The organism is Marisediminicola sp. LYQ134, assembly GCF_046599635.1.
Lineage (GTDB): Bacteria > Actinomycetota > Actinomycetes > Actinomycetales > Microbacteriaceae > Marisediminicola.
On sequence record NZ_JBKIWP010000002.1, the window covers coordinates 793969 to 817918 of the forward strand.

Consider the following 23950-nt stretch of genomic DNA (forward strand, 5'->3'; position numbering starts at 1 on the left):
GGCAGTGGGGGCGACCCGAGTCGAAGGGTCGGTCGTCACGTGGAATGCGCAACGCGGCTTCGGGTTCATCAGCCCGACGGGTGGTGGGCGCGACGTGTTCGTGCACATCACCTCGTTCGCGGCCAGAACGCCCACCCCGCGGGTCGGCGAGGTGGTGAGCTACGAGACGGTGCTGACATCCGACGGAAAGGAGCAGGCCAGGGCGGTTGAGCGGTCGGGGCGGTCAGTCGGGTCGGGGCGCGCGCCCGCTCGCTCGCCGGCGAAGAAGCTCAGCGGCAAGCGAAGCGCGCTGCCCTTCGTCGTGGTCGCGGCATTCGGGGTGCTGCTCGGCTTCCTCGTTCTCGAGCGAGCAGTGCCAGTCGGTGTCGCGCTCGGCTACCTGGCGCTCAGCCTGCTCGCCGTCATCACCTACGCGGTCGACAAGTCGGCGGCGCAGAACGGCCGATGGCGCACGCCTGAGACGACCCTGATCGTCATCGGACTGCTGGGCGGGTGGCCCGGCGCGGTGCTGGCGCAGCAGATCCTGCGTCACAAGACGCGCAAAGCCAGCTTCCAGTGGGCCTTCTGGCTGTCGGTCGTCGTGAATGTCGGCGTGCTGCTCGCGGTGTCGGCAGGGTGGTTCGGCGCGTCAGTCCGGTGACGGAGGAGCAGCGGGCGAGCCGGTTGTCGTGCGCGAGCCGGTTGTCGCGGGTCGGGCGGGCCGCGCGGAAACGGGGTGGCGAACGGTCGGGCCGCGGCGGGCCGTCGGTGCCCGCATCGGGCGGCCCGCGACCCTCTGCTCCGGGCGAGCGGGGGCGACGATCGTGGCGCGGCGGCCGCGGGCATCCGGAGTGTCGTCGGCCCCCAGAATCTGGGTGCGCTCGTCGCCGAAGCGGTGCCAGATGGCGGCCGTCCAGGCGCACAGCACCGCGTCGAGAAGGTCTTCGCGGTGTTTGTATGGCACGTCATCGATCGGTGACGGCGTCACGGCCAGCTCGCGAGTGAGGGGGTGCGACGCCAACCGCAGCGGCGGGCGAGCATCGTCGAGCGTCAGCATCCGCCTGATGAGTTCGTCGCACTCCCGCGCTCGACGCTCCCTGCCGAGAGGGGCCGTGAGGGTCTTGTCGAGTCGCTTGTAGCGGGGGCGCTCGACGTCGTAGCCGAGCTCCGCCATCCCGACGAGCGTCGTGTAGGGGTAGCACTCGAAGAACACCGGGGTCTCGTCGGTCGGAGGACGGATGCCGTCGGTGTACGCGAATCCCGCCACCTCGAGTCTCTGCAGCAGCGCGACACCGCCCTGCCAGCCCATCGCCGTGTTGCTCGCATTCGCAGCGACCTTCCTGTTGCCGTAGGCCATGCCCACCTGGCGCTCGGCGAGCCGCATGCCGGACTCGTTGGGGATGACGAGGGGAGCGTCGATGGCGATGACCGTGCCGGGGCCCGCGCGGTCGACGACCCACTCGGTGACGGCGTCGATGCCGCGCGCCCAGCCGGCATCGAGGATGACACCCGACTCGTCGAGGAGGGCGAGGCCGGTCTCGTTCGCGCGCTTGGCCGCGGTGCCCTCACCCCACGCGAGGTCGACGCCGATGTAGGTCATGAGGGGAGGGTAGCGGGTGGGGGTGGGGGCGCGGTTGACGGCGATCGGGGGTCGCGGGCCCGTGCTCGGGTGGCCTCGCTCTTCTCCTCCACAGGTTCGTATTTCTCGTATTGTCCACAGCAAAACAGGCTTCTGGCCTGGGATATTCGAATGTCGGTGGCCACTGTCACAGTATGACCATGAACGAAGCGATCGCCCTCCTCGAGCAGGCCGAAGAGCTGCTCGCGCGCGTCGCGCGGGTGAGCTCGGGCGCAGCTCTGCGCGAGCTCAGCGATGAGGATGCGTGCGCCCTCATGACGCGCTCCGAAGCGGTCGGCCGTCTCGTCGACGGTGTCCGCGCGGTTGCGGCGGCGGAGGTCGACGCTCGCTCGCGATACGGCCTCGGCCAGGACGGCCTCGCCCAGCGCCTCGGCCACGCCAAGGGAGTGCACCTCGTCGAGGCCTACACGCGGGTGTCGCAAGCGGAGGCGGCCAGACGCATCCGGCTCGGTTCCGCCGTGTCGCCGAGGTCGACGCTGCAGGGCGAGCAGCTTCCGCGCGAATATCCGGCGGTGGCGCAGGCGCTGCGGTTGGGGTCGATCGGCGTGGAGGCGGCATCCGTCATCATCCGCAGCCTCACGCAGGCCTCCCGCACGGCCGGCCCCGAGAGCGTCGCCGCGGCCGAGCGCGCGCTCGTGACGAGTGCCCGCACCGAGTCGGCGGACCTCGTCGCGGTGCAGGCGCGAGCCTGGCGCGAGACCCTCGACCCCGATGGCGCCGAGCCGCGCGACGCCGAGATTCGCGAGCGCCGCAGCTTTCACCTCGGGCGCGAGATGAACGGGCTCACCCGCTTCAGCGGCACGTGCGACTCGGTCGGCGGCGCGCTCTTGCGCGCCGTCTTCGCCGACGGCTCGGCGCCGGGCGTCACCCCGCGGTTTCTGAGCGCAGAGGACGGGGGCGAAACGGATGGGGGCACCGGGGCTGACGCCGACGGCGATGGCGATGCCGACGCCGACGCCGCTATCGTCGAGCGCGTGCGAGACCCTCGGACTCGCGAGCAGCGGCAGTACGACATCGTGATGGGCACACTCACCGCCGGGCTTCGGGCCGCGGAGAGCACTCGAGGAGGTCTGCGGCCGACGGTCACGGTCATGGCGGTCACGACCCTCGACGCGCTGCAGACCGGGCGCGGAGTGGGGTGGCTCGACGACGTCGCCGAACCCGTCTCCGCCGTCACGATGCAACAGCTCGCGTGCGACGCCGGGTATCAGCCGATCCTGCTCGGGGAGACCGGCGAAGTGCTTCATTTAGGCCACAAGCGGGAGTTTTTCAGCACCGCCCAACGTAAAGCGCTCGCGGTTCGCGACGGTGGGTGCGTGTGGCCGCAGTGCCAGGCGCCCCCGTCATGGTGCGAAGCCCACCACGTGATCGAACGGGCCAACGGTGGTCCGACCGACATCGACAACGGTGCACTGCTGTGTTCGGCGCATCACCACATGCTGCATGCGTCCGAGTTCACGATGGCGATGATCCGGGGCAGACCCCGACTATTGGCACCACCCTGGCTCGACCCGGATCAGATCTGGCGGCCACTCGGGCGACAACGGACGAAGCTCGTGGCGTGACCGCGTGACGGCGTGAGGTCAGCCCCGTCAGTCGGCAGGTGGGGGCGCCGTCGAACCGCGCACGTTGAGGCTCGGGTTGAGCACGACGCGGTGCACAGGCCGGTTCGGGTCGTCGAGACGCTGCGCGAGCAGTTCGACCGCGGCGGCACCGACATCCGACCTCGGCGGGCTCACCGCCGTGAGCGCCGGGGTGAACAGTTCGGCCACCTCGTCGTCGTACGCGATCACCGACAGGTCGTCGGGCACACGGATGCCGCGGTCGAGCGCGAGGTCGACGAACGCCATCGCCTCGGGGTCGGAGTGTACGACGAGAGCGCTCACCCGCGCGCCGAGCGCGGTGTCGAGGGTCTGCTCGATGACGGTGGAGAAATCCTGGCTCGATCGGGGCGGCAGAACCGTCTCGAAGTGATCCGACGGGGTGAGCCCGAGCTCGGCACACGCCGCCTCCCAGCCGGCCCGGATCTTGCGCGAGGTGGGCGAGTCGCGCGAACTGATGAGCCCCACCCGCCGATGCCCGAGGTTCGCCAGGTGCCGAGCCGCGAGCACCGCCCCGAGTGCGTGGTCGGTCGTGACCGACTCGACGGGGGTGCCCTCCGGCAGCAGCACGGCATCCCGCTCCACGAGCACGCTCGGCACGGCGGCGTCGGCGAGCCACCGCACGACGTCGTGAGCGTGAGGGGTGTCGGTGTTCGGCGCCACAATGAGGCCGCGCACCCGCTCGTCGCGCACGAGCCGCTCGAGCACGGGGCGCTCGTCTTGCAAGTCGTACGACGCCCCGCGCAGAACAACATCGAGACCGTGCCGCTTCGCCGCGCGCTCCGCCCCCCGCAGAACACCCGGCCAGTAGTAGTTCAGTGACGGCACGAGCACCGCGATCGCTCCGCCCTGAGCTCGCGCGGCGCGCACACTACCGGCCGTCGCCTCGGTCGCCACGGCGCCCCCGTGCACGCGCTGCAGCAGCCCCTCGCGCTCGAGCTGAGCCAGATCGCGGCGCAGCGTCACCGGCGAACCACCGAGATCGTCGATCAGCTGGGAGAGACGCACGGCACCGTCGCGAGCGAGAGTCGCGAGCACGTGCGACCGGCGTTCGGAGGCGAGCGGAGGCTGATCGGTCATCGAACGCGCCCTTCCGTGGTGCGGGCCTGCTCGATGACGACCGTGAGCCCGTCGCGGCCGGCGACATCCAGGTCGAGGCGCCGGATACGAGGGCCCCACACATCCGTGAGCAGAGGGTCGTCGAGCTCGCGAACCACGACGGTCGCCGGAGCCGCGGGGGTCCAGCCGACACGCAGGGGGCTCGCCCCGTCGAGAGGGGTGATGAGCGCTGTGCCCTCGCCGAGCTCGACCTCGCCGGCGATCAGCATCCGCACGCTCGTGCCATCTGGAGCACCCGCGTCGTCCCCTGTCGTCCAGTGGTCCTCCACGACGATCGTCGCCGTGGATCGGTCGAGCGCCGCCGTGCGGTGCCACGATGTAAATTCGGTGTCAGGATACGCGGCGAGAACGTCCAGGCTCAACCGGCTTGCGTCAGGCGACGACGTTCGGTGCACGTCGCGCGCGGCCGCATCGGAGCCCGCGCGCTGCTCCGACCCGGCGAGCACGGGCGTGTTGTGCCATCCGCTCTGCATCGTCCAGATCGAATACCGCTCCGGCCCGAACGTCTGCAGCGTGTAGGTCGGGCGGCCCGCATCGACGATCACCGGAACGCCGTCGGACGCAACGACGAAAGAGCCGACATCGTTGTGGTTGTGGTGTTCGCCGTTGTGCCCGCCCTTCACCGCGAGACACACGCCGCGGGAGTCGCCCGCGGTCTCGCGAGCGACGAGCACCTCGGTCGACGGCAACCACACCTCGGCGGGCAGCGGTGATGCCTGCGGGAGGGCGTCCACCCACGCGCGGTCGGTGATTCCGCGCAGCAATCGCGGCAGACCCTCGTGCTCGGATGCCGCCGGACTGTCCGGTGTGCGGTGGGCCGCGGCGTGCGCGAGCGCGTCGGAGTCGCCGACCGCTCGCGCGGCTCGATGGAGGGCGTGCCAGGGCTGGTCGGCCGAGGGGCGGGCTTGGCCGTCGGCGAGGTTGAGATACCACTCGGCACCGAGGTGCATGCGGTGAGGGAACGCCACGGTCTCGCGTAGCGCGGAGATCTGCGCGATGCGGAGGCGACGACCGAGCGCGTGATCGAGGGCGTCGACCGCCTCGATCGCGCGGCACGCGCCGTTCCACCAGTAGGCGTAGCCCTCGTCGATGGCGCCGTCGTCGGGCAGGGAGACGAGGTAGCGGTCGAGCCCCTCGATCACGAGGTCGACGACGTGCACGCGCAGGGCGGCATCCCGGGGATCATCGAGGAGCCGCAGCGCCGCGAGGAGCACGTTGCCGTGAATCCACGGGTTCCAGTTGTGCACGTCGCCGTCGAGGCCGATCCAGTGCCAATCCCGACGCGAGACGAAGGGGTCGATGATCTTCCGCTTCGCCTCGAGCCGGATCCGCGCGCGCGTGCCGGGGTATCGCCTCTCGAGGCGCTGCCCGAGCACGTGATCGAGTGCGGCGAGTTGACCGACCACCTCGCCCGCCCCGAGGTCGAGAAAGGGGCGCTCGACGTCGGCGAGCACGTGACCGGTCTGATCTCGCACGTCGTCGTGGGCGGGCCAGCACCACGAGCTCTGCTCGCACAGCAGCATGACCCCGTCGAGCACGGCCTCGAGGGGGTGGTCGTCGTCTGTGGCGAGAGCCGCGACGACGGCTCGACTCAGCCGTCGCTGCCTTTCGAACGCGCGCTGCTCCCAGCGATCGCGGTCGCCGTCGTCGTGCACGCGCGCGGCGAGAGATGCGAGCGGTTGAGGCCACGGTGTCGCGGCTTCGGCGTTCGCGAGGTCGAGCAGGTGGAGGAGCGTCGCCCTGTCGGCGACCCCGCCCTCACTCCACGCCTCGGCATCGTGCGGGATGTCGAGCGACTCGGCGGGGTCGACGAGATGCAGACGCAGGGCATCTGCGAGAGTGTCGGCGTCGGCGAACATCCCGATCTGCGCCGAGAGCGGGCCCGCGAAGCGACCGTCGGCGGATGTCGGCGTCACGGTTCGTCGCTCGGGATGACCATAAAGCGATCATAAACGATCACAACCAATCGATAAAAGTCTTGAACATGACGAAAGTGATTGTTATCGTCCTTTCTAGTTCCGGTTGACCGGAGCTCGATCAAAGGAGATTCGTGGACGACGTCGTGCACGCAGCAGCCGGACCAGCGACAAGCTGGGCCCGAGCGGACTGGGCTGCGGCAGCCGATCGCCTCCTCGATGCGGCACGGGCGTGGGCGTCGCCGAGTGGCTCACAGATCATCCCTCCCGGCGAGGTCGGCGGCTACGGACGAGACGTCGACGGGCTCGAAGGCTTCGCCCGCACCCTGCTCCTCGCCGGCTTCCGTCTCTCCGCGGAATCGATCGACGCCCCCCACGACTCGCGACTCGACGAACTCGCCGACTTCTATCGACGCGGCATCACCGCGGGGGTCGACCCCGCGGCCCCCGACCGCTGGGTGCGCCTCGACGAGCACGCTCAAGCCAAGGTCGAAGCCGCGTCCATCGCCCTCGTGCTCGACATGACCCGGGAGTGGATCTGGGACCGCCTCGACGCCCTCACGCAAGAGCGGGTCATCGACTATCTCGCTCCCGTGGTCGGCGACGACACCTACCCGCGAACGAACTGGCTCTGGTTCCGGATCGTCGTTCAGACCTTCCTGCGCTCGGTCGGCGGCCCGTGGTCGGAATCGGATGTCGCGGCAGACCTCGCGCTGCACGACGAGCTCGCGCGAGAAGACGGCTGGATCTCCGACGGCGTCGAGCGCTCCTACGACCACTACGTCGGCTGGGCCCTGCACACGTATCCCGTGCTCTGGTCGCGGATGCGCGGGGCCGCCGACCTTGCCGGCGGGCGGACCGCGAGCGATGTCGCCGCCCTCGACAGGTACCTGCAGGATGCGATCCACCTCGTGGGTGCCGACGGGTCGCCTCTCATTCAGGGGCGGAGCCTCATCTACCGCTTCGCCGCCGCGGCGCCGTTCTGGATCGGCGCCATCGCCGACGTCCCGTCGGTGTCTCCCGGGCGCCTCCGCACGATCGCCGAACGCATCGTCGGGCACTTCGCCGAGCACGGGGCGCCGACCGACGAGGGGCAGCTCACCCTCGGGTGGCACCACGCGTGGCCCGCACTCGCGCAGTCCTACTCGGGCCCGGGCTCGCCCTACTGGGCCGTCAAGGGCTTTCTCGGGCTCATTCTGCCCGCCGAGCATCCGGTCTGGACGGCCGCAGCCGAGCCGCTTCCGGTGAGCGAAGCGGATGCGCTGCGGGCCGTGCGTTCCGCGGGGTGGATCATCGCGACGACCGCCGACGACGGAATCGCGCGCGTCGTCAACCACGGCACCGACCACGCGCTCAAGGGAGCGGTGACGGGCGACTCCCCGCTCTATGCGCGCATCGGCTACGCGACCGCGGCGGCTCCTCTCGCCGATGCTGCGGCCTGGGAGCACCCTCTCGAACAGTCCGTCGCACTCGTCGACGACGCGGGCAGGGCCACCCATCGCGCGGCGATGACGCTCCTCGACGTGCGCATCGAGGGTGAGGATGACGAGCCCGTGGGTGTCGCCGCCTCGACGTGGCCGGCCCACTGGATGTCTGCACGCGTCGCCGCGCACCGCCACGGGTCGGGCATCGAGGGTGACATCGAGATCGCCGGAAACATCACCGTGGTGTCGTTCGTGCGTCGAGCGTGGGAGGTGCGACTCGCTCGCGTCGATGCGCTCCGCGGGCTCGAAGGGTTCGACGTCGAACCCGCGCAGGTGCGCCTCCGCATCGGCGGGTGGGCCGTATCGGGCGACACCGTGAAGGCTTCGGCTGAAGGTGCGACCGCCGAGGCTCACTGCGGCGCGGTGCGGAGCCGCATCCGCTCGCTGCCCGTCGGCTCGCTGCCCGTCGGTTCGATCGACGACGCTCGTGGAGCCATCGTCCGTCGGGCGGATGCGAGCCCGCTCGGGCCCGACTCCGCCGTGCCCGTGCTCGAGCTGCCGGTGACCGTCGGCGCGTGGACCGCGAGCCTCATCGAACTGAGCGGAATCGATCGAGTCGAGGTCACCGACACCGGTGTCGACCTCGTCGACGGCGTCGCCACCATCACCTGGCCGGACGGTGCTGTCACCACCGGCCGCAACCCGACCCCCGGACCCGCCGAGGCGGCAGACCGGTAGCACCGAGCGTCCGCGCCGCGGGCGATCACATCCATCCATTACGAAGGAGTAATCAACTATGAAGCGTTCATTCGCAGCAGTCGCCGGCGTCGTCGCCACCGCGGCGATCGTTCTCACCGGGTGCAGTTCCGGCTCCGAGGCCAGCGACCCCGACGGTCCCGTCACGCTCACCCTGTCGGGGTGGAGCCTCGACACGACCCCCGAGTTCCAGGCCATCACCGACGCGTTCACCGAGCAGAACCCCGACATCACCTTCGACCTCGTCGGATACGACCCGGTCGAATACAACACCCTGCTCACAGCGGACCTCGCGGCCCGCTCCGGCCCCGACATCATCACCCAGAAGGAGGTCAAGTTCGTCTCGACCTTCCAGGAGGGTGGCCAGCTGCTCGACGTCTCCGACGTCGAACTGCCCGAGGAGGTCGGCGGCACGTCGTCGTACGAGATCGACGGGGCGTCGTACGCCGTGCCGTATCGCCAGGACTCCTGGGTTCTCTTCTACAACAAAGACCTCTTCGACGCCGCGGGCGTAGAGCAGCCGGACGGCTCGTGGACGTGGGACGACTACGAGGCTGCAGCAGCCGAGCTGACCACCGCCGACGTCAAGGGTGCCTACCTGCACACGTGGCAGTCGACGGTGCAGGGGTTCGCGAGCGCGCAGAGCGGCGCCGACATCCTCGAGGGTGACTTCGGACACTTCGCGCCGTACTACGAGCGCGTGCAGGCCATGGAGGAGGAGGGCTCCGAGGTCGCCTTCAACACCGCGACCGCGAACCAGCTCACCTACCAGGGCGAGTTCGGCACCCAGAAGGCAGCCATGCTCCCCATGGGCACGTGGTACGTCGCGACTCTCATCGCCCAGCAGGAATCGGGGGAGGCGAACGACTTCGAGTGGGGTATCGCCCCGATTCCTCAGGACGACGCATCGACGACCGGACTCGATGCCGAGCCCGTGACCTTCGGTGACCCGACCGGCTTCGGAATCAACGCGGGCATCGACGAGAACAAGATCGACGCCGCCAAGGCGTTCCTCGAGTTCGCTGCGAGTGAGGATGCCGCTCAGGTGCTCGCGGGCATCGGAATCACCCCGGCGCTTCTCAACGACTCGGTGGTCGAGACCTACTTCTCGATCGACGGCGCCCCGACAGACGAGCTCTCGACGTTCGCCTTCGCCGAGCACGAGACCCTTCCGGAGAACCCGACGTCGAGCCAGACGGCGGCCATCCAGGGAATCCTCGCCGACATGCACAGCGCGATCCTTTCGGGCTCGACCCCAATCGACGCCGCCATCGAGGAGGCGGAGGCGCGAGTCGCAAGCGAGGTCGGAACCGAATAACCCACCCCGCCGGCCCGGGTGATCGCCCGGGCCGGCACCGACCACCGTTTGCACCGACCATCGTCAGATAACCGGAGGACCCCATGGCGACCAGCGCCACAACCGCCGCAGCGCCGGCGTCGCGGAAGGTTCCGCAGCATCGACCGGGCTCGAAGCTCCGCCGACACAACACCATCGTCGGCTGGAGCTTCATCCTGCCCAACTTCATCGGGTTCGGGTTGCTCACGCTCATCCCGATCGTCGTGCTCTTCTACATGTCGTTCACGAACTGGAACGCTTTCGGCACCGCCGACTGGGTCGGGTTCGCCAACTACGAGCGCCTGATGAGCGACGGCAGTTTTCGCATCTCGTTCATCAACACGCTCTACTACACGGTTCTCCACATCCCGCTGACGATCGTCGCGTCGCTCGGGCTCGCGCTGCTGCTCAACAACAAGCTGCGCGGCATCTCGTTCTTCCGCACCGCCGCGTTCTTCCCCTACATCACCTCGATCGTCGCGATCGCCGTGGTCTGGAACCTGCTCTTCAGCCCCGACTCCGGGCCCATCAACGAGGCGCTGCGGTTCATCGGCATCACCGAACCTCCCGGGTGGCTCACATCGCCCGAGTGGGCGATGCCCGCCGTCGTCATCGTCGGCACCTGGCGCGACATGGGCTACTACATGGTGCTGTTCCTCGCCGGGTTGCAGACCGTGCCCCGCGAACTGCACGAGGCCGCTCGCATGGACGGCGCGGGCGTATGGCAGCGCTTCGTCAACGTGACGCTCCCGTGCCTGCGACCGACGATGTTCTTCGTCATGGTGATGCTCACCATCAACTCGCTCAAGATCTTCGACCTCATCCTCGTGATGACCGGTGGCGGCCCCGGGCAGTCCACCCTCGTGATCTCCCAGTTCATTTACCGTCGCGGTTTCGAAGAGAACCAGTTCGGCTTCGCCTCGTCGGCTGCCGTCGCTCTCTTCTTCCTCTGCATCGCCGTCACGGTCGTCCAGTTCCTCTGGAACAAGAAACGGAGCGTCTGATGTCTGAACTCCTCGATCGGAACATCACGCAGCAGACCCTGCGCAAGCTCGACGATCCGCGCCCGATGCGCACCCCGCGGGAGCAGACCGCGCGCTATCGGGTCGGCCGGGCCATCGGCTACATCGCGATGATCATCTTCGCGGCGGCCCTGCTCACCCCGTTCTTCTGGATGCTCATGAGCTCGCTGAAGTCGGCGAACGAGGTCTTCTCGGTGCCCGTGCAGTGGTTTCCGGAGACGTTCATCTGGAGCAACTACATCGAGATCTGGTCGCGCTCCGACATCGTGACGTGGACCCGGAACACTCTCGTCGTGTCGACCGTCGTGACGCTCCTGCAGGTGCTGACCGGATCGTTCGCCGCCTACGGTTTCGCCAAGATGCGTTTTCGCGGTCGCGACGTGTTGTTTCTGCTCTACATCGGAACCATCGCGGTTCCGTGGCAGTCCTACATGATCCCGCAGTTCATCCTGCTCACCGAGGCCGGCCTCACCAACAGCCTCATCTCGATCATGCTGCTCCAGGCCTTCGGCGCCTTCGGCGTGTTCCTGATGAAGCAGTACTACGAGACGATCCCCGAGGAGCTGAGCGAGGCCGCCCGCATCGACGGCATGACCGAGTACGCCATCTGGCGCAAGATCATGCTCCCGCTGTCGGTGCCCGCGCTCGCGAGTCTCGCGCTGCTCACGTTCGTGAACACCTGGAACGACTACCTCGGCCCGCTCATCTACCTGCGCGACCCGGAACTGTGGACGATGCAGCTCGGTCTGCGCAGCTTCGTCAGCAACCTCTACGACACCAACTACGCCCTCCTGTTCGCGGGACTCACGATCTCGATCGTGCCCATCGCGATCATCTTCATGCTGGGCCAGCGGTACTTCGTCGAGGGCATCGCCACCAGCGGATTGAAGGGCTGAGCGCATGCGACGCATCTCGTTCGAGGCTGTCTCCGGCACCATCGGAGTGGTCGCGCTCGGTCTCCTCGTCAACGCGCTCATGCTCGTGACGGCGTTGCCCCTCGTCGTGTTGCTCATCACGACCGACCCGACGCGGTCGTGGCCGGTGCTGGCCGTGGCGGCCGTCTTCGCGGCGCCGGCCGTGACCGCGGCGTTCCGCGCCTTCCGCGAGCACGCTGCCGGAGGGCTCGGACCCGTGCGCGGTTACCTCGCGGGGCTTCGCGACGGCTGGCGTCGATCGCTCGCCATCGGCGCGATGGTCGTCGCGGTCGTCGTCGTGCTCCTGGTCGACCTGAGCCTGCTCGCGGGAACGGATGTCGCGGTCATGACGGTGCCGCTGCTCGGCGTCTTGGCTGTGCTCGCCGTCTCCGTCGGCCTACTCGCTCTCGTCGCGATCTCGGAGGTGCCCGGCGCCCGACTCGGGGCGGTTCTCGCGGCGAGCGCGGTTCTCGCCCTGCGCCGGTGGTATCTCACCGTCGTCTCCCTGCTCATCATCGCCACGCAAGCCGCTCTCTTCGTCAACCTGCCGGCGATCGGGATCGGCATCACCGCGTCTGCGGCCCTCTATCTCGCGTGGGCCAACTCCCGCTTCGCCCTGCAGCCCGTGCTGCACGTGGAGCCGGCGACCGCGTGAGCGGTGCTCGCGCAATCAACGCTCTCGACCAAGGACTGGAAACCATGACATACCTCACGCCTGCAACGGGCACCGCCCTCGATCCGGCGACGCTCGACAGGGCGATCACCGACGCTCTCAGCTCGGTGCGCCGCAACATCGCCACCTTCGGCACGCAGTTTCCCGACGACACGACGACGGACGACCGGTATCTCCTCCGGCCGGCCGGCCAGGGGTTCGCGCTCGGAGCCAACCGCGGGTGGACCACGACCTTCTGGACGGGACTGCGGTGGCTCGCGTGGGAGCTCTCCGGCGACGACCGCTTCCGCGAGGCGGCGCGGGTCGACACGGCGGACTTCTCGCGGCGCGTGCGGGCGGGAGAAGACCTCTACACCCACGACCTCGGTTTTCTCTACAGCCTCACCACTGTTGCGGCGTGGCGCCTCGACGGCGACAGCGACGCGCGCGATGCCGGCGTGCTCGCCGCCGACCACCTCATGCGGCGCTTCTTGGAACCGGCCGGCATCATCCAGGCGTGGGGCGACCTGCAGGATCCGAAGCAGCGCGGCCGCACCATCATCGACAGCCTCATGAACATGCCGCTGCTCACGTGGGCGACCGAGCAGACCGGTGACGGCAGGTACGCCGACGCGGTGAGGCGACACACCGTGCAGTTGCACGACCACATCCTCCGCGACGACGACTCGACGTTCCACACGTTCTACTGGAATGCGGAGACGGGGGAGGCGCTCCGGGGAGGCACGGAGCAGGGTGCCGGCGACGAATCGTGCTGGGCCCGCGGACAGGCCTGGGGGTTGTACGGCTTCGCCATGAACTTTCGGGCCACAGGCGACCCGCGGCTGCTCGACGCGGCTCGTCGGTGCGCCGACTATTTCGTCTCCCGCCTGCCCGCCGACCGTGTTCCGTTCTGGGACCTCGTCTTCACGGACGGCGCCGATGCGCCTCGAGACAGCTCGTCGGGCGCGATCGCCGTGTGCGGACTGTTCACCCTCGCGGAGGTGGAGACCGACCCCGAGCGGGCCGCGTGGGCGGTCGACACCGCGCGAGCGATCCTCGGGTCGCTCATCGCCAACTACACCCCCGAGCACCCCGAGGATTCCGACGCGCTGCTGCTCCACGGTGTCTACGACCTGCCCAAGAGCGTCGGTGTCGACGAGGGCAGCCTGTGGGGCGACTACTTCTACCTCGAGGCGCTCACTCGGGCATCCCGACCGAACTGGCGGGGCTACTGGTGAGGCTCGTCACGTATCGCTCCGACGACGGCCCTCGGCCCGGGGCGGTCGTCGACGGCGAGCGGGTCGTCGACCTCAGCGGCATCGCCGAGAGTCTCGAGGCGTTGCTCGCCGACACCGCCGCGCTCGCCGAAGCCCGCGAGCTCGCAACCGCGGGGCAGCAGACGCGATCGCTCGCCGAGGTCGGATTGCTCGCCCCCGTGCAACCGGGCCGCATCCTGTGCCTCGGCTACAACTACCGCGGCCACGTTCGCGCCGGGGCCTCCGAGCGCGACCCCGACCCCGAGTACCCCGACGTCTTCGTCAAGACTCCGAACGTGCTTCGTGGGCCCGCGGATGTCGTCACGCTGCCCCGCGTGAGCGACGATGTCGACTACGAGGGGGAGATCGCCCTCGTCATCGGTCGACGGGCAGACGCGGTGAGCCTCGACGACGCCGCATCGCACATCGCCGGCTACACGCTCTTCAACGACGTGTCGGCGCGAGACTGGCAGGGGCGCTCGAGCCAGTGGGAGCTCGGCAAGTGCTTCGACGGGTTCGGCCCGCTCGGCCCGTGGATCACGACATCCGACGCCGTGGCAGACCCGCACGATCTCACGGTCGAAGTCGTGCGCGACGGGCTCGTCACCGTGTCGCAGAGCACCGCCGACCTCGTGTTCCCAATGGCGTTCATCGTGCATTACCTGAGCCAGGTCATGGTGCTCGAACCGGGCGACGTGATCGCCACGGGCAGCCCGCAGAAACTACCCGACGCCCTCGCGGCCCATCGCCCCCTCGCCGACGGCGACTCGGTCACCATCCGTGTGGCCGGTCTCGGCGAACTCACCACCCGATTCGCGGCCGCTGCGCCCCGCACCGAAGGAGTCCGATCATGATCCTCGACCGCTTTCGACTCGACGGGCGCGTCGCCCTCGTCACAGGATCGACGAAGGGGCTCGGCCAGGCCGCGGCAGTCGGTCTCGCCGAGGCGGGTGCCGACGTCGTGCTCCTCGACCGGGGGGACGCCTCCGAGACGGCGGAGCGCATCCGCTCGCTCGGGCGCCGCGTCCACCTCATCCGCCGCGACTTCGCGTCGGCCGGCGCAACCGAACTCGCGGCCGCCGTCGACGAAGCGATCGCCGAACTCGGGGCCGTCGACATCCTCGTCAACAATGCGGGCACGATCCGCCGGGCGCCGGCCGCCGAGCATCCCGCCGACGCGTGGAGCGAGGTGCTCGCGGTCAACCTCGACGCCGTCTTCCACCTCTCGCAGGCGGCCGGGCGACACATGCTCGCCCGCGGTTCGGGTCGCATCATCAACGTCGCGTCGATGCTGAGCTTTCAGGGCGGAATCCTCGTGCCCGGATACGCGGCATCCAAGCACGCCGTCGCCGGCCTCACCAAGGCGCTCGCCAACGAGTGGGCCGCCTCGGGCGTGACCGTCAACGCGATCGCGCCCGGCTACATGGCGACCGACAACACCGCGGCCATCCGCGCAGATGTCGAACGGGAGCGCACCATCATCGGTCGGATCCCCGCGGGGCGCTGGGGAGAGGCGGAAGACCTGCAGGGCGCTTTCGTCTACCTCGCCTCCGACGCCGCCTCCTATGTGACGGGCGCCATCGTTCCCGTCGACGGCGGTTGGCTCGTCCGGTGACCTCGAACCACAACGCAAGGAGAACCACAGACATGGAACAGCGCTACGCGACCAACCCCGAGCAGATCCCCGGCTGGACCACCGCGCAATTGCGCCAGCAGTACCTGCTGCCCGAGCTCTTCGTCGCGGGGGAGATCCGACTCGCCTACACCCACCACGATCGCATCGTGCTCGGGGGCGCCGTGCCCGCCGGCGGGACTCTCGAGCTCACCGGCTACCCCGAGATCCGCAGCGAGACCTTTCTCGAGCACCGTGAACTCGGCGTCATCAACGTGGGCGGAACCGGCACGGTCACCGCCGACGGCGAGACCCACACGCTCGTGAAGGGCGCGTGCCTCTACCTCGGTCGAGGTGTGCGCGACATCTCGTTCGCCGACGGCGACGGCGAGGCCCAGTTCTACCTCTTCTCTGCGCCCGCGCACACGAGCTACCCGACCACTCTCGTCTCGCCCGGCGAAGGAACGGTGCGCGAGCTCGGCGACCAGAGCACGTCGAACCGGCGCACCCTCAACCAGTACATCCACGAGAACGGCATCCGCTCGTGCCAGATCGTCATGGGCGTCACCCAGTTGCACGACGGGTCGATGTGGAACACCATGCCCGCGCACACCCATGATCGCCGCACCGAGTGCTACCTCTACTTCGACCTGCCGGAGGAGGCGCGCGTCATCCACCTGCTCGGCGAACGACAGGAGACCCGACACCTCGTCGTCGCCGACCGGCAGGCGGTGATCTCGCCGAGCTGGTCGCTGCACTCCGGCGTCGGCACGGCGGCCTACTCGTTCGTGTGGGCGATGGCGGGAGAGAACCAGGCCTTCGATGACATGGATGCCGCGCCCGTCACCGAGCTGAGATGACGGTGGCGCTCACGGGCGCACTGCTCGCCATCGGCGAGACGATGGCGGTCGTCACGCCCGCGGTCGACGGCGGAGTGCGCACGGCCGAGACGTTCCTCGTCGATGCCGGGGGTGCCGAATCGAACGTCGCCGCCCACGTCGCGGCAGCGGGAGGGGAGGCTCGCTGGTTCAGTCGCCTCGGTGACGATGCGCTCGGCGCGCGCATCCTCGACCAGCTGACCCGCCGCGGAGTCGACACGCGCGGCGTCATCATCGATCGCGAGCATCCGACGGGGCTCTACGTCAAAGACCCCGGTGCGCCCGTGCGCTACTACCGCGCGGGGTCGGCGGCGTCGACCCTGTCGGCGGCGGATGCGCGCGGCCTCGACTTCGAGGGGGTCGCGGTGATGCACATCTCCGGCATCACTCTCGCCCTCTCCGCCTCAGCTGCGGAGTTCCTCGACGAGGTCATCGTGCGCGCGCGTGACGCCGGCGTGTTCGTGAGCGTGGACGTCAACCATCGACCGGCGCTGTGGGGTGCACGTGATGCCGCGGGCGCTCTCGAGGCGCTCGCGCGTCGCGCCGACGCTCTGCTCGTGGGGCGCGATGAAGCGGAGTCGCTGTGGGGCGACTCCACGGCATCGGAGATCCGGGCGCGGTTCGCCGAGGTGCCGCAGGTCATCGTCAAAGACGCCCACGTCGGAGCATCCGCGCACATCGGAGACGACGTCTTCTTCGTGCCGAGCGAGCGGGTCGACGTCGTCGACGCCGTCGGCGCGGGCGACGCCTTCGCGGGCGGATACCTCGCCGCGCTCCTCGCCGGCGCACCACCGAGCGACCGGCTGCGAGCCGGTCACGCCCGTGCCGCGACGACCCTGAGAACGCGGGGCGACTCGATCGACGAGCCCCGCACCGACCGAGACAGCACCGACCGAGACAGCAGAGACCGAGACAGCCCGACGAAAGGCACCACGATGAGCACCGAGTTCTTCGACGAGGCGTTCGCCGGCGCCCCGATCATGGCGATCCTCCGGGGGATGGGGCTCGAGCGATCCGTGCGGCTCGCGACCACCGCGTGGGATCTCGGCATCGATGCCGTCGAGGTGCCGCTGCAGACCGACGAAGACGAGCGGGCCCTCCGGGAGGTCGTGCGTCTCGGCGCTTTGCGGGGCAAGCTCGTCGGTGCGGGCACGATTCTGACAACGGATCAGGTCGATCGTGCGGCCGAGTGCGGTGCGGCCTACCTCGTCTCGCCCGGCACCGATCCCGAGATCGTGCGCGCGGCCCAGAAGCGAGGCATCCCGATTCTGCCCGGCGTCGCGACACCGAGCGAAGTGCAGGCCGCGGTCGCGCTCGGCCTCACCTGGATGAAGGCGTTCCCCGCCGAGTGGCTCGGTGCCGGGTGGTTCCGCCACATGCGCGGCCCCTTTCCGCACGTGCGCTTCGTCGCTACGGGCGGTCTCGACGCGCGAAACGTCACCACGTTTCTCGAGGCCGGCGTGCGCGTGGCGGCCGTCGGCTCGGCGCTCGAAGACGCCTCACAACTCGACGCTCTCGCCGCCGTGATCACCGAGAGCCGCGGGATGGCGCAGCGGTAGCCACCCGCTCCTGCCGGGATGCCCGGCAGCGCTCACCCAGTGCGCCGCGCGGGCTCCGGCCGGTGCACCCCGCGCGGGCGGTATCCGAGCGAGCCGGCGAGCCCGAGCAGGTCGGCGAGATACCAGACGATCGCGAGATGCATCTCGGTGCCCTGCAGCCCCGGCTGCGCCTCGGGCAGGCTCGCGGTCTGCGGTGTTCGCGCGCGGAACGACACCCCCGCCCCCTCCACCCAGCCGTCGAGCTCGCGCTCGAGCAGCGCGGTCGCGACGGCGAGCACCTCGGCGCGACGGTGCCCGCTCGCGCGGGTCGACCACAGCGGGTGGGCCACGTCGAGCACGTTGCACGCGTCGAGGCGGTCGGGAGCGAACCAGTGCGGGTCACGAGCGTGCTCGAGCACGGTGTCGACGACCCGCTCGGGATGCGGCACGGCCACGCCCCACTGCGCGAAAGTCCCCCGGGTCGCGCGGTAGTAGCCGTTGACGAGCTGGCGTAGCCCGCCGGGAGCATCCGGTGATCCCCACATGCCCGTGCGCGGGTCGGCGTTGAGCACGAGCCACCCGAGGAGGGCCGACAGTCGCGGGTCGGCCGCATCCGCCCGGCGGAGCGCCGCGGTCCCGTGGGCGTCGACCCAGTGGCCCGCGTTCCACGGGTCGTCGTGCCAAGGCAACGCGGCGATCGACCGCAGCAACACCTCAGCGCTCGGTGCGTCGAGCAGCTCGGGTCGGGGGGCGTCAGCGCCGAGGTCGACGCCGAGGAGGTCGAGCGCGTAGCCCACGCACAGCACGTGGTAGGCCGTGTCGCCGTCGGTCGGGTCGGGAGGCAGCGTCGTGGCGGACTGCTGAACCGTGGCGGACCCCCGCGTCGTGTCGAGCCGCCCGACGAGGCCGCTCGCCGGATCGTGCCAGCCGAGCAGACGGTCGATCTGTTCGGCTCTCGGCAACTGCGGCGGTGCGCTGCCGAGGAGCAGGTCGGCGAGCTCGACCGCGTCGCACTGCGCTCGCACCGTCGGGGCGTCGCCCGGGCGGTCGACGAAGAGGCGCAGGGTCGAGTCCCAACTTCGCTCGAGAACCGATGTCGCCTCGTCGCGAGCGCGCCTGCCGAACCGCGCGAGCCGCTCGGCGAGATCGGCGGGCGCGTGCGACACCCGCTCGCCACCTTCGGGTGTCGCGGGGGCCACGCGCCATCGGATCAGTTTCGCGGGGTTGCCGCCCACGATCGCGCCCGCGGGAACGTCTTTGGTCACGACCGCTCCGGCCGCGAGCACGGCCTTGTCTCCGACGGTCACGCCGTCGAGCACGACCACGTGCGACCCCACCCACACGTCCCTGCCGATCACGATGCCCTTCGACACGAGAGGCTGACGGAAGATCTCGAGGTCGGGGTCGTCCATCCGATGGTTGAAACCGAGGATCGAGGTGTGCGCACCGATGCGCGTGGCGTCACCGATGGTCACTCGGCCGCGCACGACCGTGTAGGGGTTGACGCTCACATCGTCGCCGACGGTCAGGTCGCCGGTCAGGTAGGCGCCGGCCGCGACGTAGGACCGGTCACCCAGCCGCAGCCCGTCGACGTCGACCGCCGCCCCGCGCGCGACGAAGCACCGCTCACCGAGGGAAATCGGTGACGGACCGGAGGTGAGTTCACCCTGTCGCGTCAGCTGTGCGTCGCGAGCGGAGGCGTCGGCACCGCGCCAGAAATCCCACGGCGAGAACTCGAACCGGTCGGTCATGCGGCCTCCACGTCGTCGGGCAGGATGAGCGCAACGGTGCCCCTCTCCATCCTTCCGCACCCGACGCAGTTGTGCTCGCGTCATGTCGCCCGCCCCACCGAGCGTCGACTGTCTACTCGTCACCTGGAACGGCGCGCGGGAGCGTGTGACGCTCCATCACCGACCGCGTCGCTGACCCCCTCACGTGGGTCTATCCGCGCACGCACAGCGTGTGGTGAGCTGACGCACAGCAGGGATCGCCGCGCGTGGGGTGCGGTCACGAAGTCGTTCACCCACAGACGACGGGCGCTGCTCGACATCCGACGAACGGCGGACCCACATGAGACGGCTGCTCGCACGCATCCCCGGCATGCCGCCCCTGAGCGACGAGATGCACCCCTGGTATCAGGGCGCGCTCGGCGAACTCGAGGTCGGACGGATGCTCGCGGCCCTGCCCGACGACTACACCGTGTTCCACTCCGTGCCCGTCGGCACCGGACGCGCCGACATCGACCACCTCGTGGTCGGCCCGGGAGGCGTGTTCACCATCAACACCAAACACCACCGCGGCAGAAACGTGTGGGTCGCCGGAACAACCTTCATGGTGTCGGGTCAGCGGCAGCCGCACATCCGGAGATCCTCGAGAGAAGCCGCGGGCGTGACCGCGACACTGCGCCGGAGACTCCCCGCAGCGCCCGCCGCGCGCGGCGTGATCGCCGTCGTCGGGGCGAAACAACTGCGCATCACAGCCGCTCCCGCCGACGTGACGGTGCTCGACGCGGCACGGTTGCGGCGCTGGATCATGAAACAGAAGCGGATGCTCGCACCCGACGCCCTCGCCGCCACCGTCGCGGCACTCGACAGCCCGGGCAACTGGCGCGACGACGCCCCGGCCGCACCGCACGCCGTCGCGGAGTTCGCCCGACTGCACCGCTCCGTGCGGGCAGCACGCCGGGTGCGCGTGATGTGGGGGCTCGGGGTCGTGGCGGCGTCGCTCATCGCCGTGCCTGCCGTGGGTCCGATGCTGTGGTCGATGGTGGCGGGAGCGCTGCTGCCGTAGCGGGCCGATCGCGAGCGCCCAGGCGCGCACCGCGAGAATGGAACCCCGAGCCGGGGAACCCCGACCCGAGGAACCCCCGACCCCAGGAGCACCGTGACTCTCGAGCTCACCCCCGACGCCGTCGCATTCACGACCGACCGCCACCTCGCGATCCTGTCGACGCACAGCACCGACGGGAGCATCCACTCGGTGCCCGTGGGGTTCACCGTGGAGAACGGTGTCGTGCGCATCATCACGTCTGACGGCACCCAGAAAGTGCTCAACGTCGAACGCGGCGGCCACGCGACCGTCGGCCAGGTCGACGGGGGGCGCTGGATCTCGTTCATCGGAACCGCGACCATCAACCGCGACCCGGATGCCGTCGCCCACGCCGTGGAGCTCTACGCCGGCCGCTACCGGCAACCCCGCATCAACCCTCAGCGCGTCGTCATCGAGATCGCCGTGACGAGCGTGCTCGGATCGTCGGGCATGGTCGAACGCTAGCCGGCGCTCGGTCGCGCGCTAGTCGGCGCTGGGGCGGCGTGACAGCTCCCACAGTCGCCGCTGCGCTTCGAGCGCGAGCGACCGGAGGAGTATCGCGTCGTCGTCGGAGAAGGTGCGCGGTTGCGAGTCGAGCACGCAGAACGCGCCCACGCGATGGCCGTCGGGAGACTCGATGGGGTAGCCGGCATAGAACCTCACCCCGTGCCTGGCCGACTCGGCCCGCAAGTGGGCGGCGCGCTCATCCGACTCGAGGTCTTCGAGCACGAGCAGCTTGGCCTCGCGGATAGTGAGGTCGCAGTAGGTCTCTTCGCGCGGTTCGTCGAGGGCGGGATAGCCGCTCGTCGAGGCGGAGGTGAGTCGGCGCTCACCCACGAGGTTGACGATCGCGATCGACGTGCCGAACAGCTCGCGCGCCCGACGGGTCAGACCGTTGAGCACGGGGTCGTCGATCGACGCGGTCATTCCGAGAGCGCCGAGCGCGATGAGGCGCTGCGACTCGTAGGCGTCGTCAGCGGCGGCCGCGGTGGCGGCATCCACCGGGGCGGCGCCGTCGGCAGCGAGCGTGCGCGCGGCGATCGCCTCCCTCACCTCGTGGGGTGGCAGCGCGGGCACGATGTGCTCGGCGACGATGGTCGCGGGGTCGATGTAGCGCGCCGAATCCGCGGCTTCGAGAGACGCCGTGCGTTCGATCGGCACGAAGACGGTCGAGCGACGCCGGGCGATGATGGCGCGCGCGGCCCGGTTGAGTCTCTCGACACGACGGTCGGCGGCACGCGCGAGCGCTGTCGGAAAGTGGCGGTGCGAGTCGAAGAACGGAACCCCCATGAAGAACGTGATGGCGTTGGGGGCCGCGCGGTCGAGCCTGTCGAGCAGTGCCGTGAGGTCACGCACCCATCGGCCCATGCTCGTGAACCGCAGCGCCTCGACGGGGCCGACCGAGACGACGGTCGCGTCGAACCGCGAGAGGTCGACCCCGTCGAGCGCCGCGAGGCTAGCGGCGGCGGTCATCCGCGCGTCGACCAAAATCTCGATGTCGACACCGCGCCCCGTGAGTGCCGACAGTCGGCGCGCGAGCGCCCCCGGGAGTGCGAGGTCGTAGGTGATGACCCCGCGCCCGGTCGCCGGACCGTCGCCGAGGATCAGGATGCGGTCGGGGTCGCGCCCCGGGGCGAAGACCCGCGGCTCGTCGGTCGGAACGGGCAGACGGTCCCACGAGTGCGGCGAGAACCGCAGCCACAGCGCGATGAGCGGCCTCGCGACGATGCGATCGAACGGGTGGGACATGGGGGCTTTCATGACGCGATATCTGGGCGGGCATGAACCTGACGTCCACGGTACTCTCCCTCGCGCCGCCGGGCGAGCGTCGACCCGACCGCGCGGTCAGGGGTCGAGCGGCTCGCTCAGCTCTTGCACGCGCTCCTGCGCCTGGAGTGCGAGTGACCGCAGGAGCGCGGAGTCGTCGCGCGTGAACTCGCGCGCCGCCGTGTCGATGACGCACAGCGCACCCACGCGTTCGCCGTCCATCGACTCGATCGGGTATCCCGCGTAGAACCTGAAGTGGGGGTCACCCGTCACAGACCGGAAGTCGCGATACCGGGGGTCGAGGGTCGCGTCTTCGACGGCGAAGTGCTCGGCCCGCCTGATCGTCATCTCGCAGAAGGATTCGCTGCGTGGCATCGCGAGGTCTGTGGCTCCGGCGGTGGACGCCGACTTCTGAGTGTCGACGTCGATGATCGTGACCGCCGCGTATGCGGTGCCGAAGAGTCCGCGCGCCCGCGCGGTGAGCACGTCGAGCACGGGGTCCCCGCGACTCGCGAGCGCGCCCAGGCGATCGACGGCCGCTTGCCTCGCGGCCTCGTTCGTGGTCTCTTCGCGACGCGAGCGCCTCTCCTCGTCGCCGAGCGGCAGCTGAGCGGCGAGGTGGGGGGCGACGCTCGCAGCCCACACGGCGTAGGTGTGGGCTCCCGACGACTCGAGCACTTCTGTGTGCCCGACGGTGATCAGGTGCACGTCTCGACGATCGGCGAGCACGCGCCGCGTGGCGTCGTTGATGAGTCGCACCCGACGGTTGACGGCCCGCGCGAGAAAGCGCGGGAGGAGATGTCGCGGCTCGAAGAGGGGGATCGAGAGAAGAGACGTGCCGGTCGAGGGGGCGGCATCCGCGTCGATGCGGTCGAGGAGGGCACCGAGGTCGCGTTCCCACGCCTCGATCGGCGTGAACGCGAGGGCCTCGACCCCTCCGACGGCGAGCAGCACACAGTCGAAGCGGGAGAGCTCGAGGTTCGCGATCGACTCGAGGCACGCCGCCGCCGTCATGTCTCCCGCGACGACGATGTCGACGTCGGTCGCACGCCGCGTGCGTTCCGATACGGCGCGCGCCAGGTATCCGGGCAGACCGAGGTCGTGGGTGACGACGCCGCGACCGGTCGCCGCGCCGTCTCCCGCGATGAGCACGCGATCGGCATCACTGCCGACGGTGTGCACGTGGGGCGAGTCGTGCGGAACCGGCAGTCGCTGCCACGAGTCGGAGGAGTGCCGGAGCCACAGGCGCACGAGAGGACGCGCGACCAGTCGATCGAATGTCGTGAGAATGGCGAGTCCCCTCCGTTGCGAAACGGCGGGGGCTGGGCCGGATGATCACACTGTAGTGCCCTAGCGGCCCGGCGCGGCGTGGCGGTGCGCTCTACTCGCCGTCGTCGAGGTCGATGTCCTCGCCCGCGAGGTCGTTCTCGCCGAGGGTCGGGGTTCCTTCGAGGGGCTCCGAGCCCGTCGGGCCCGCGTAGTGACCGGTGTCGATCACGGTCTCGCCCGCGACGGCGTCGTTCGTCACCGTCTGCTTGTCGATTCCGGGCTGCACGAGCGGGTTGTCGGCGTCGTCGGGGATGTTCACGGTCGTGTCGCTCATGGGTGAGCCTCTCGGAGGTAGGGATCGGTGCTGGTTACGAATCGGTGCTGCTTATGAATCGGTGCTGGTGGTTCGGTCTGATCGCAACCACCCGCGCCCGTGCAAGCCCAGTCGATCGGAGGGGCGACCG

The 23950-nt window shown here is 69.7% G+C and carries 20 protein-coding genes and 2 pseudogenes; 14 read left to right on the forward strand and 8 right to left on the reverse strand.

What is annotated here, in order from left to right; genetic code table 11:
* Positions 1 to 4 precede the first annotated feature (4 nt).
* The gene (locus tag ACLHIH_RS12375) at positions 5 to 640 is read left to right on the forward strand and encodes a DUF1294 domain-containing protein (protein WP_411317127.1); all 636 of its coding nucleotides are present in this window, start codon (positions 5 to 7) and stop codon (positions 638 to 640) included.
* Here the strand turns inward: ACLHIH_RS12375 and ACLHIH_RS12380 are convergent.
* Positions 629 to 1579, reverse strand: coding sequence for a DUF429 domain-containing protein (locus tag ACLHIH_RS12380; protein WP_411317128.1), 951 nt, complete (start codon positions 1577 to 1579; stop codon positions 629 to 631). The genes ACLHIH_RS12375 and ACLHIH_RS12380 overlap by 12 nt on opposite strands.
* A gap of 179 nt (positions 1580 to 1758) precedes the next feature.
* Between ACLHIH_RS12380 and ACLHIH_RS12385 the strand changes: the two genes are divergently transcribed.
* Positions 1759 to 3183 (forward strand): DUF222 domain-containing protein, encoded by a 1425-nt coding sequence (locus ACLHIH_RS12385; RefSeq protein WP_411317129.1) that lies wholly within the window; start codon positions 1759 to 1761, stop codon positions 3181 to 3183.
* Positions 3184 to 3210: 27 nt separating this feature from the next.
* Here the strand turns inward: ACLHIH_RS12385 and ACLHIH_RS12390 are convergent, their stop codons facing one another.
* A complete protein-coding gene (locus ACLHIH_RS12390) occupies positions 3211 to 4299 on the reverse strand; it encodes a substrate-binding domain-containing protein (protein ID WP_411317130.1) in 1089 nt (362 codons plus the stop codon).
* A complete protein-coding gene (locus tag ACLHIH_RS12395; RefSeq protein WP_411317131.1) occupies positions 4296 to 6254 on the reverse strand; it encodes a heparinase II/III family protein in 1959 nt (652 codons plus the stop codon). The genes ACLHIH_RS12390 and ACLHIH_RS12395 overlap by 4 nt, the downstream gene beginning before the upstream one ends.
* A gap of 134 nt (positions 6255 to 6388) precedes the next feature.
* On the opposite strand from ACLHIH_RS12395, the gene ACLHIH_RS12400 reads away from it, so the two are divergent.
* The 10 genes from ACLHIH_RS12400 (at position 6389) to ACLHIH_RS12445 (ending at position 17663) form a co-directional block, all read left to right on the forward strand.
* Positions 6389 to 8416 carry a DUF2264 domain-containing protein gene (locus tag ACLHIH_RS12400; protein WP_411317132.1) on the forward strand — a complete coding sequence of 676 codons (2028 nt, stop codon included), beginning with the start codon at positions 6389 to 6391 and terminating at the stop codon, positions 8414 to 8416.
* Positions 8417 to 8474: 58 nt separating this feature from the next.
* Positions 8475 to 9752, forward strand: a complete 1278-nt coding sequence (locus ACLHIH_RS12405; protein ID WP_411317133.1) for an extracellular solute-binding protein — start codon at positions 8475 to 8477, stop codon at positions 9750 to 9752.
* Between the two features lie 83 nt (positions 9753 to 9835).
* A complete protein-coding gene (locus ACLHIH_RS12410; protein ID WP_411317134.1) occupies positions 9836 to 10774 on the forward strand; it encodes a carbohydrate ABC transporter permease in 939 nt (312 codons plus the stop codon).
* Complete coding sequence (locus tag ACLHIH_RS12415; protein ID WP_411317135.1) at positions 10774 to 11688, forward strand: carbohydrate ABC transporter permease; 915 nt, start codon at positions 10774 to 10776, stop codon at positions 11686 to 11688. The genes ACLHIH_RS12410 and ACLHIH_RS12415 overlap by 1 nt, the downstream gene beginning before the upstream one ends.
* Before the next feature lie 4 nt (positions 11689 to 11692).
* Positions 11693 to 12361 (forward strand): DUF624 domain-containing protein, encoded by a 669-nt coding sequence (locus ACLHIH_RS12420; protein WP_411317136.1) that lies wholly within the window; start codon positions 11693 to 11695, stop codon positions 12359 to 12361.
* 44 nt (positions 12362 to 12405) lie between these two features.
* Entirely contained in the window at positions 12406 to 13596 is a 1191-nt protein-coding gene (locus ACLHIH_RS12425; protein ID WP_411317137.1) for a glycoside hydrolase family 88 protein, read from the forward strand.
* Complete coding sequence (locus tag ACLHIH_RS12430) at positions 13593 to 14468, forward strand: fumarylacetoacetate hydrolase family protein (RefSeq protein ID WP_411317138.1); 876 nt, start codon at positions 13593 to 13595, stop codon at positions 14466 to 14468. The genes ACLHIH_RS12425 and ACLHIH_RS12430 overlap by 4 nt, the downstream gene beginning before the upstream one ends.
* Positions 14465 to 15229: a 2-dehydro-3-deoxy-D-gluconate 5-dehydrogenase KduD gene (gene kduD, locus ACLHIH_RS12435; protein WP_411317139.1), complete on the forward strand. Its 765-nt coding sequence runs from the start codon at positions 14465 to 14467 to the stop codon at positions 15227 to 15229. Before ACLHIH_RS12430 ends, kduD begins: the two co-directional genes overlap by 4 nt.
* A gap of 32 nt (positions 15230 to 15261) precedes the next feature.
* Positions 15262 to 16086 carry a 5-dehydro-4-deoxy-D-glucuronate isomerase gene (gene kduI / locus ACLHIH_RS12440; RefSeq protein WP_411317140.1) on the forward strand — a complete coding sequence of 275 codons (825 nt, stop codon included), beginning with the start codon at positions 15262 to 15264 and terminating at the stop codon, positions 16084 to 16086.
* Positions 16083 to 17663 (forward strand): PfkB family carbohydrate kinase, encoded by a 1581-nt coding sequence (locus ACLHIH_RS12445; RefSeq protein ID WP_411317141.1) that lies wholly within the window; start codon positions 16083 to 16085, stop codon positions 17661 to 17663. The genes kduI and ACLHIH_RS12445 overlap by 4 nt, the downstream gene beginning before the upstream one ends.
* A gap of 1178 nt (positions 17664 to 18841) precedes the next feature.
* On the opposite strand, the pseudogene ACLHIH_RS12450 reads toward ACLHIH_RS12445, so the two are convergent.
* Both ACLHIH_RS12450 and ACLHIH_RS12455 read right to left on the reverse strand, forming a co-directional pair.
* Positions 18842 to 19000: pseudogene (locus ACLHIH_RS12450) on the reverse strand (DapH/DapD/GlmU-related protein); the annotation flags it as partial.
* A gap of 81 nt (positions 19001 to 19081) precedes the next feature.
* A pseudogene (locus ACLHIH_RS12455) lies at positions 19082 to 19477 on the reverse strand (DapH/DapD/GlmU-related protein); the annotation flags it as partial.
* Positions 19478 to 19712: 235 nt separating this feature from the next.
* Between ACLHIH_RS12455 and ACLHIH_RS12460 the strand changes: the two are divergent.
* Together ACLHIH_RS12460 and ACLHIH_RS12465 are read left to right on the forward strand one after the other, a co-directional pair.
* The gene (locus ACLHIH_RS12460) at positions 19713 to 20432 is read left to right on the forward strand and encodes a nuclease-related domain-containing protein (RefSeq protein WP_411317142.1); all 720 of its coding nucleotides are present in this window, start codon (positions 19713 to 19715) and stop codon (positions 20430 to 20432) included.
* 93 nt (positions 20433 to 20525) lie between these two features.
* On the forward strand, positions 20526 to 20915 hold the full coding sequence (locus tag ACLHIH_RS12465) for a TIGR03618 family F420-dependent PPOX class oxidoreductase (RefSeq protein ID WP_411317143.1): 390 nt from the start codon (positions 20526 to 20528) through the stop codon (positions 20913 to 20915).
* Positions 20916 to 20933: 18 nt separating this feature from the next.
* Here the strand turns inward: ACLHIH_RS12465 and ACLHIH_RS12470 are convergent, their stop codons facing one another.
* The 3 genes from ACLHIH_RS12470 to ACLHIH_RS12480 all read right to left on the reverse strand — a co-directional run bounded on the left by ACLHIH_RS12470 (position 20934) and on the right by ACLHIH_RS12480 (position 23820).
* Positions 20934 to 22199 (reverse strand): GAF domain-containing protein, encoded by a 1266-nt coding sequence (locus ACLHIH_RS12470; protein ID WP_411317144.1) that lies wholly within the window; start codon positions 22197 to 22199, stop codon positions 20934 to 20936.
* Positions 22200 to 22295: 96 nt separating this feature from the next.
* On the reverse strand, positions 22296 to 23468 hold the full coding sequence (locus ACLHIH_RS12475) for a GAF domain-containing protein (protein ID WP_411317145.1): 1173 nt from the start codon (positions 23466 to 23468) through the stop codon (positions 22296 to 22298).
* A gap of 130 nt (positions 23469 to 23598) precedes the next feature.
* Entirely contained in the window at positions 23599 to 23820 is a 222-nt protein-coding gene (locus ACLHIH_RS12480; RefSeq protein WP_411317146.1) for a hypothetical protein, read from the reverse strand.
* Positions 23821 to 23950 lie beyond the last annotated feature (130 nt).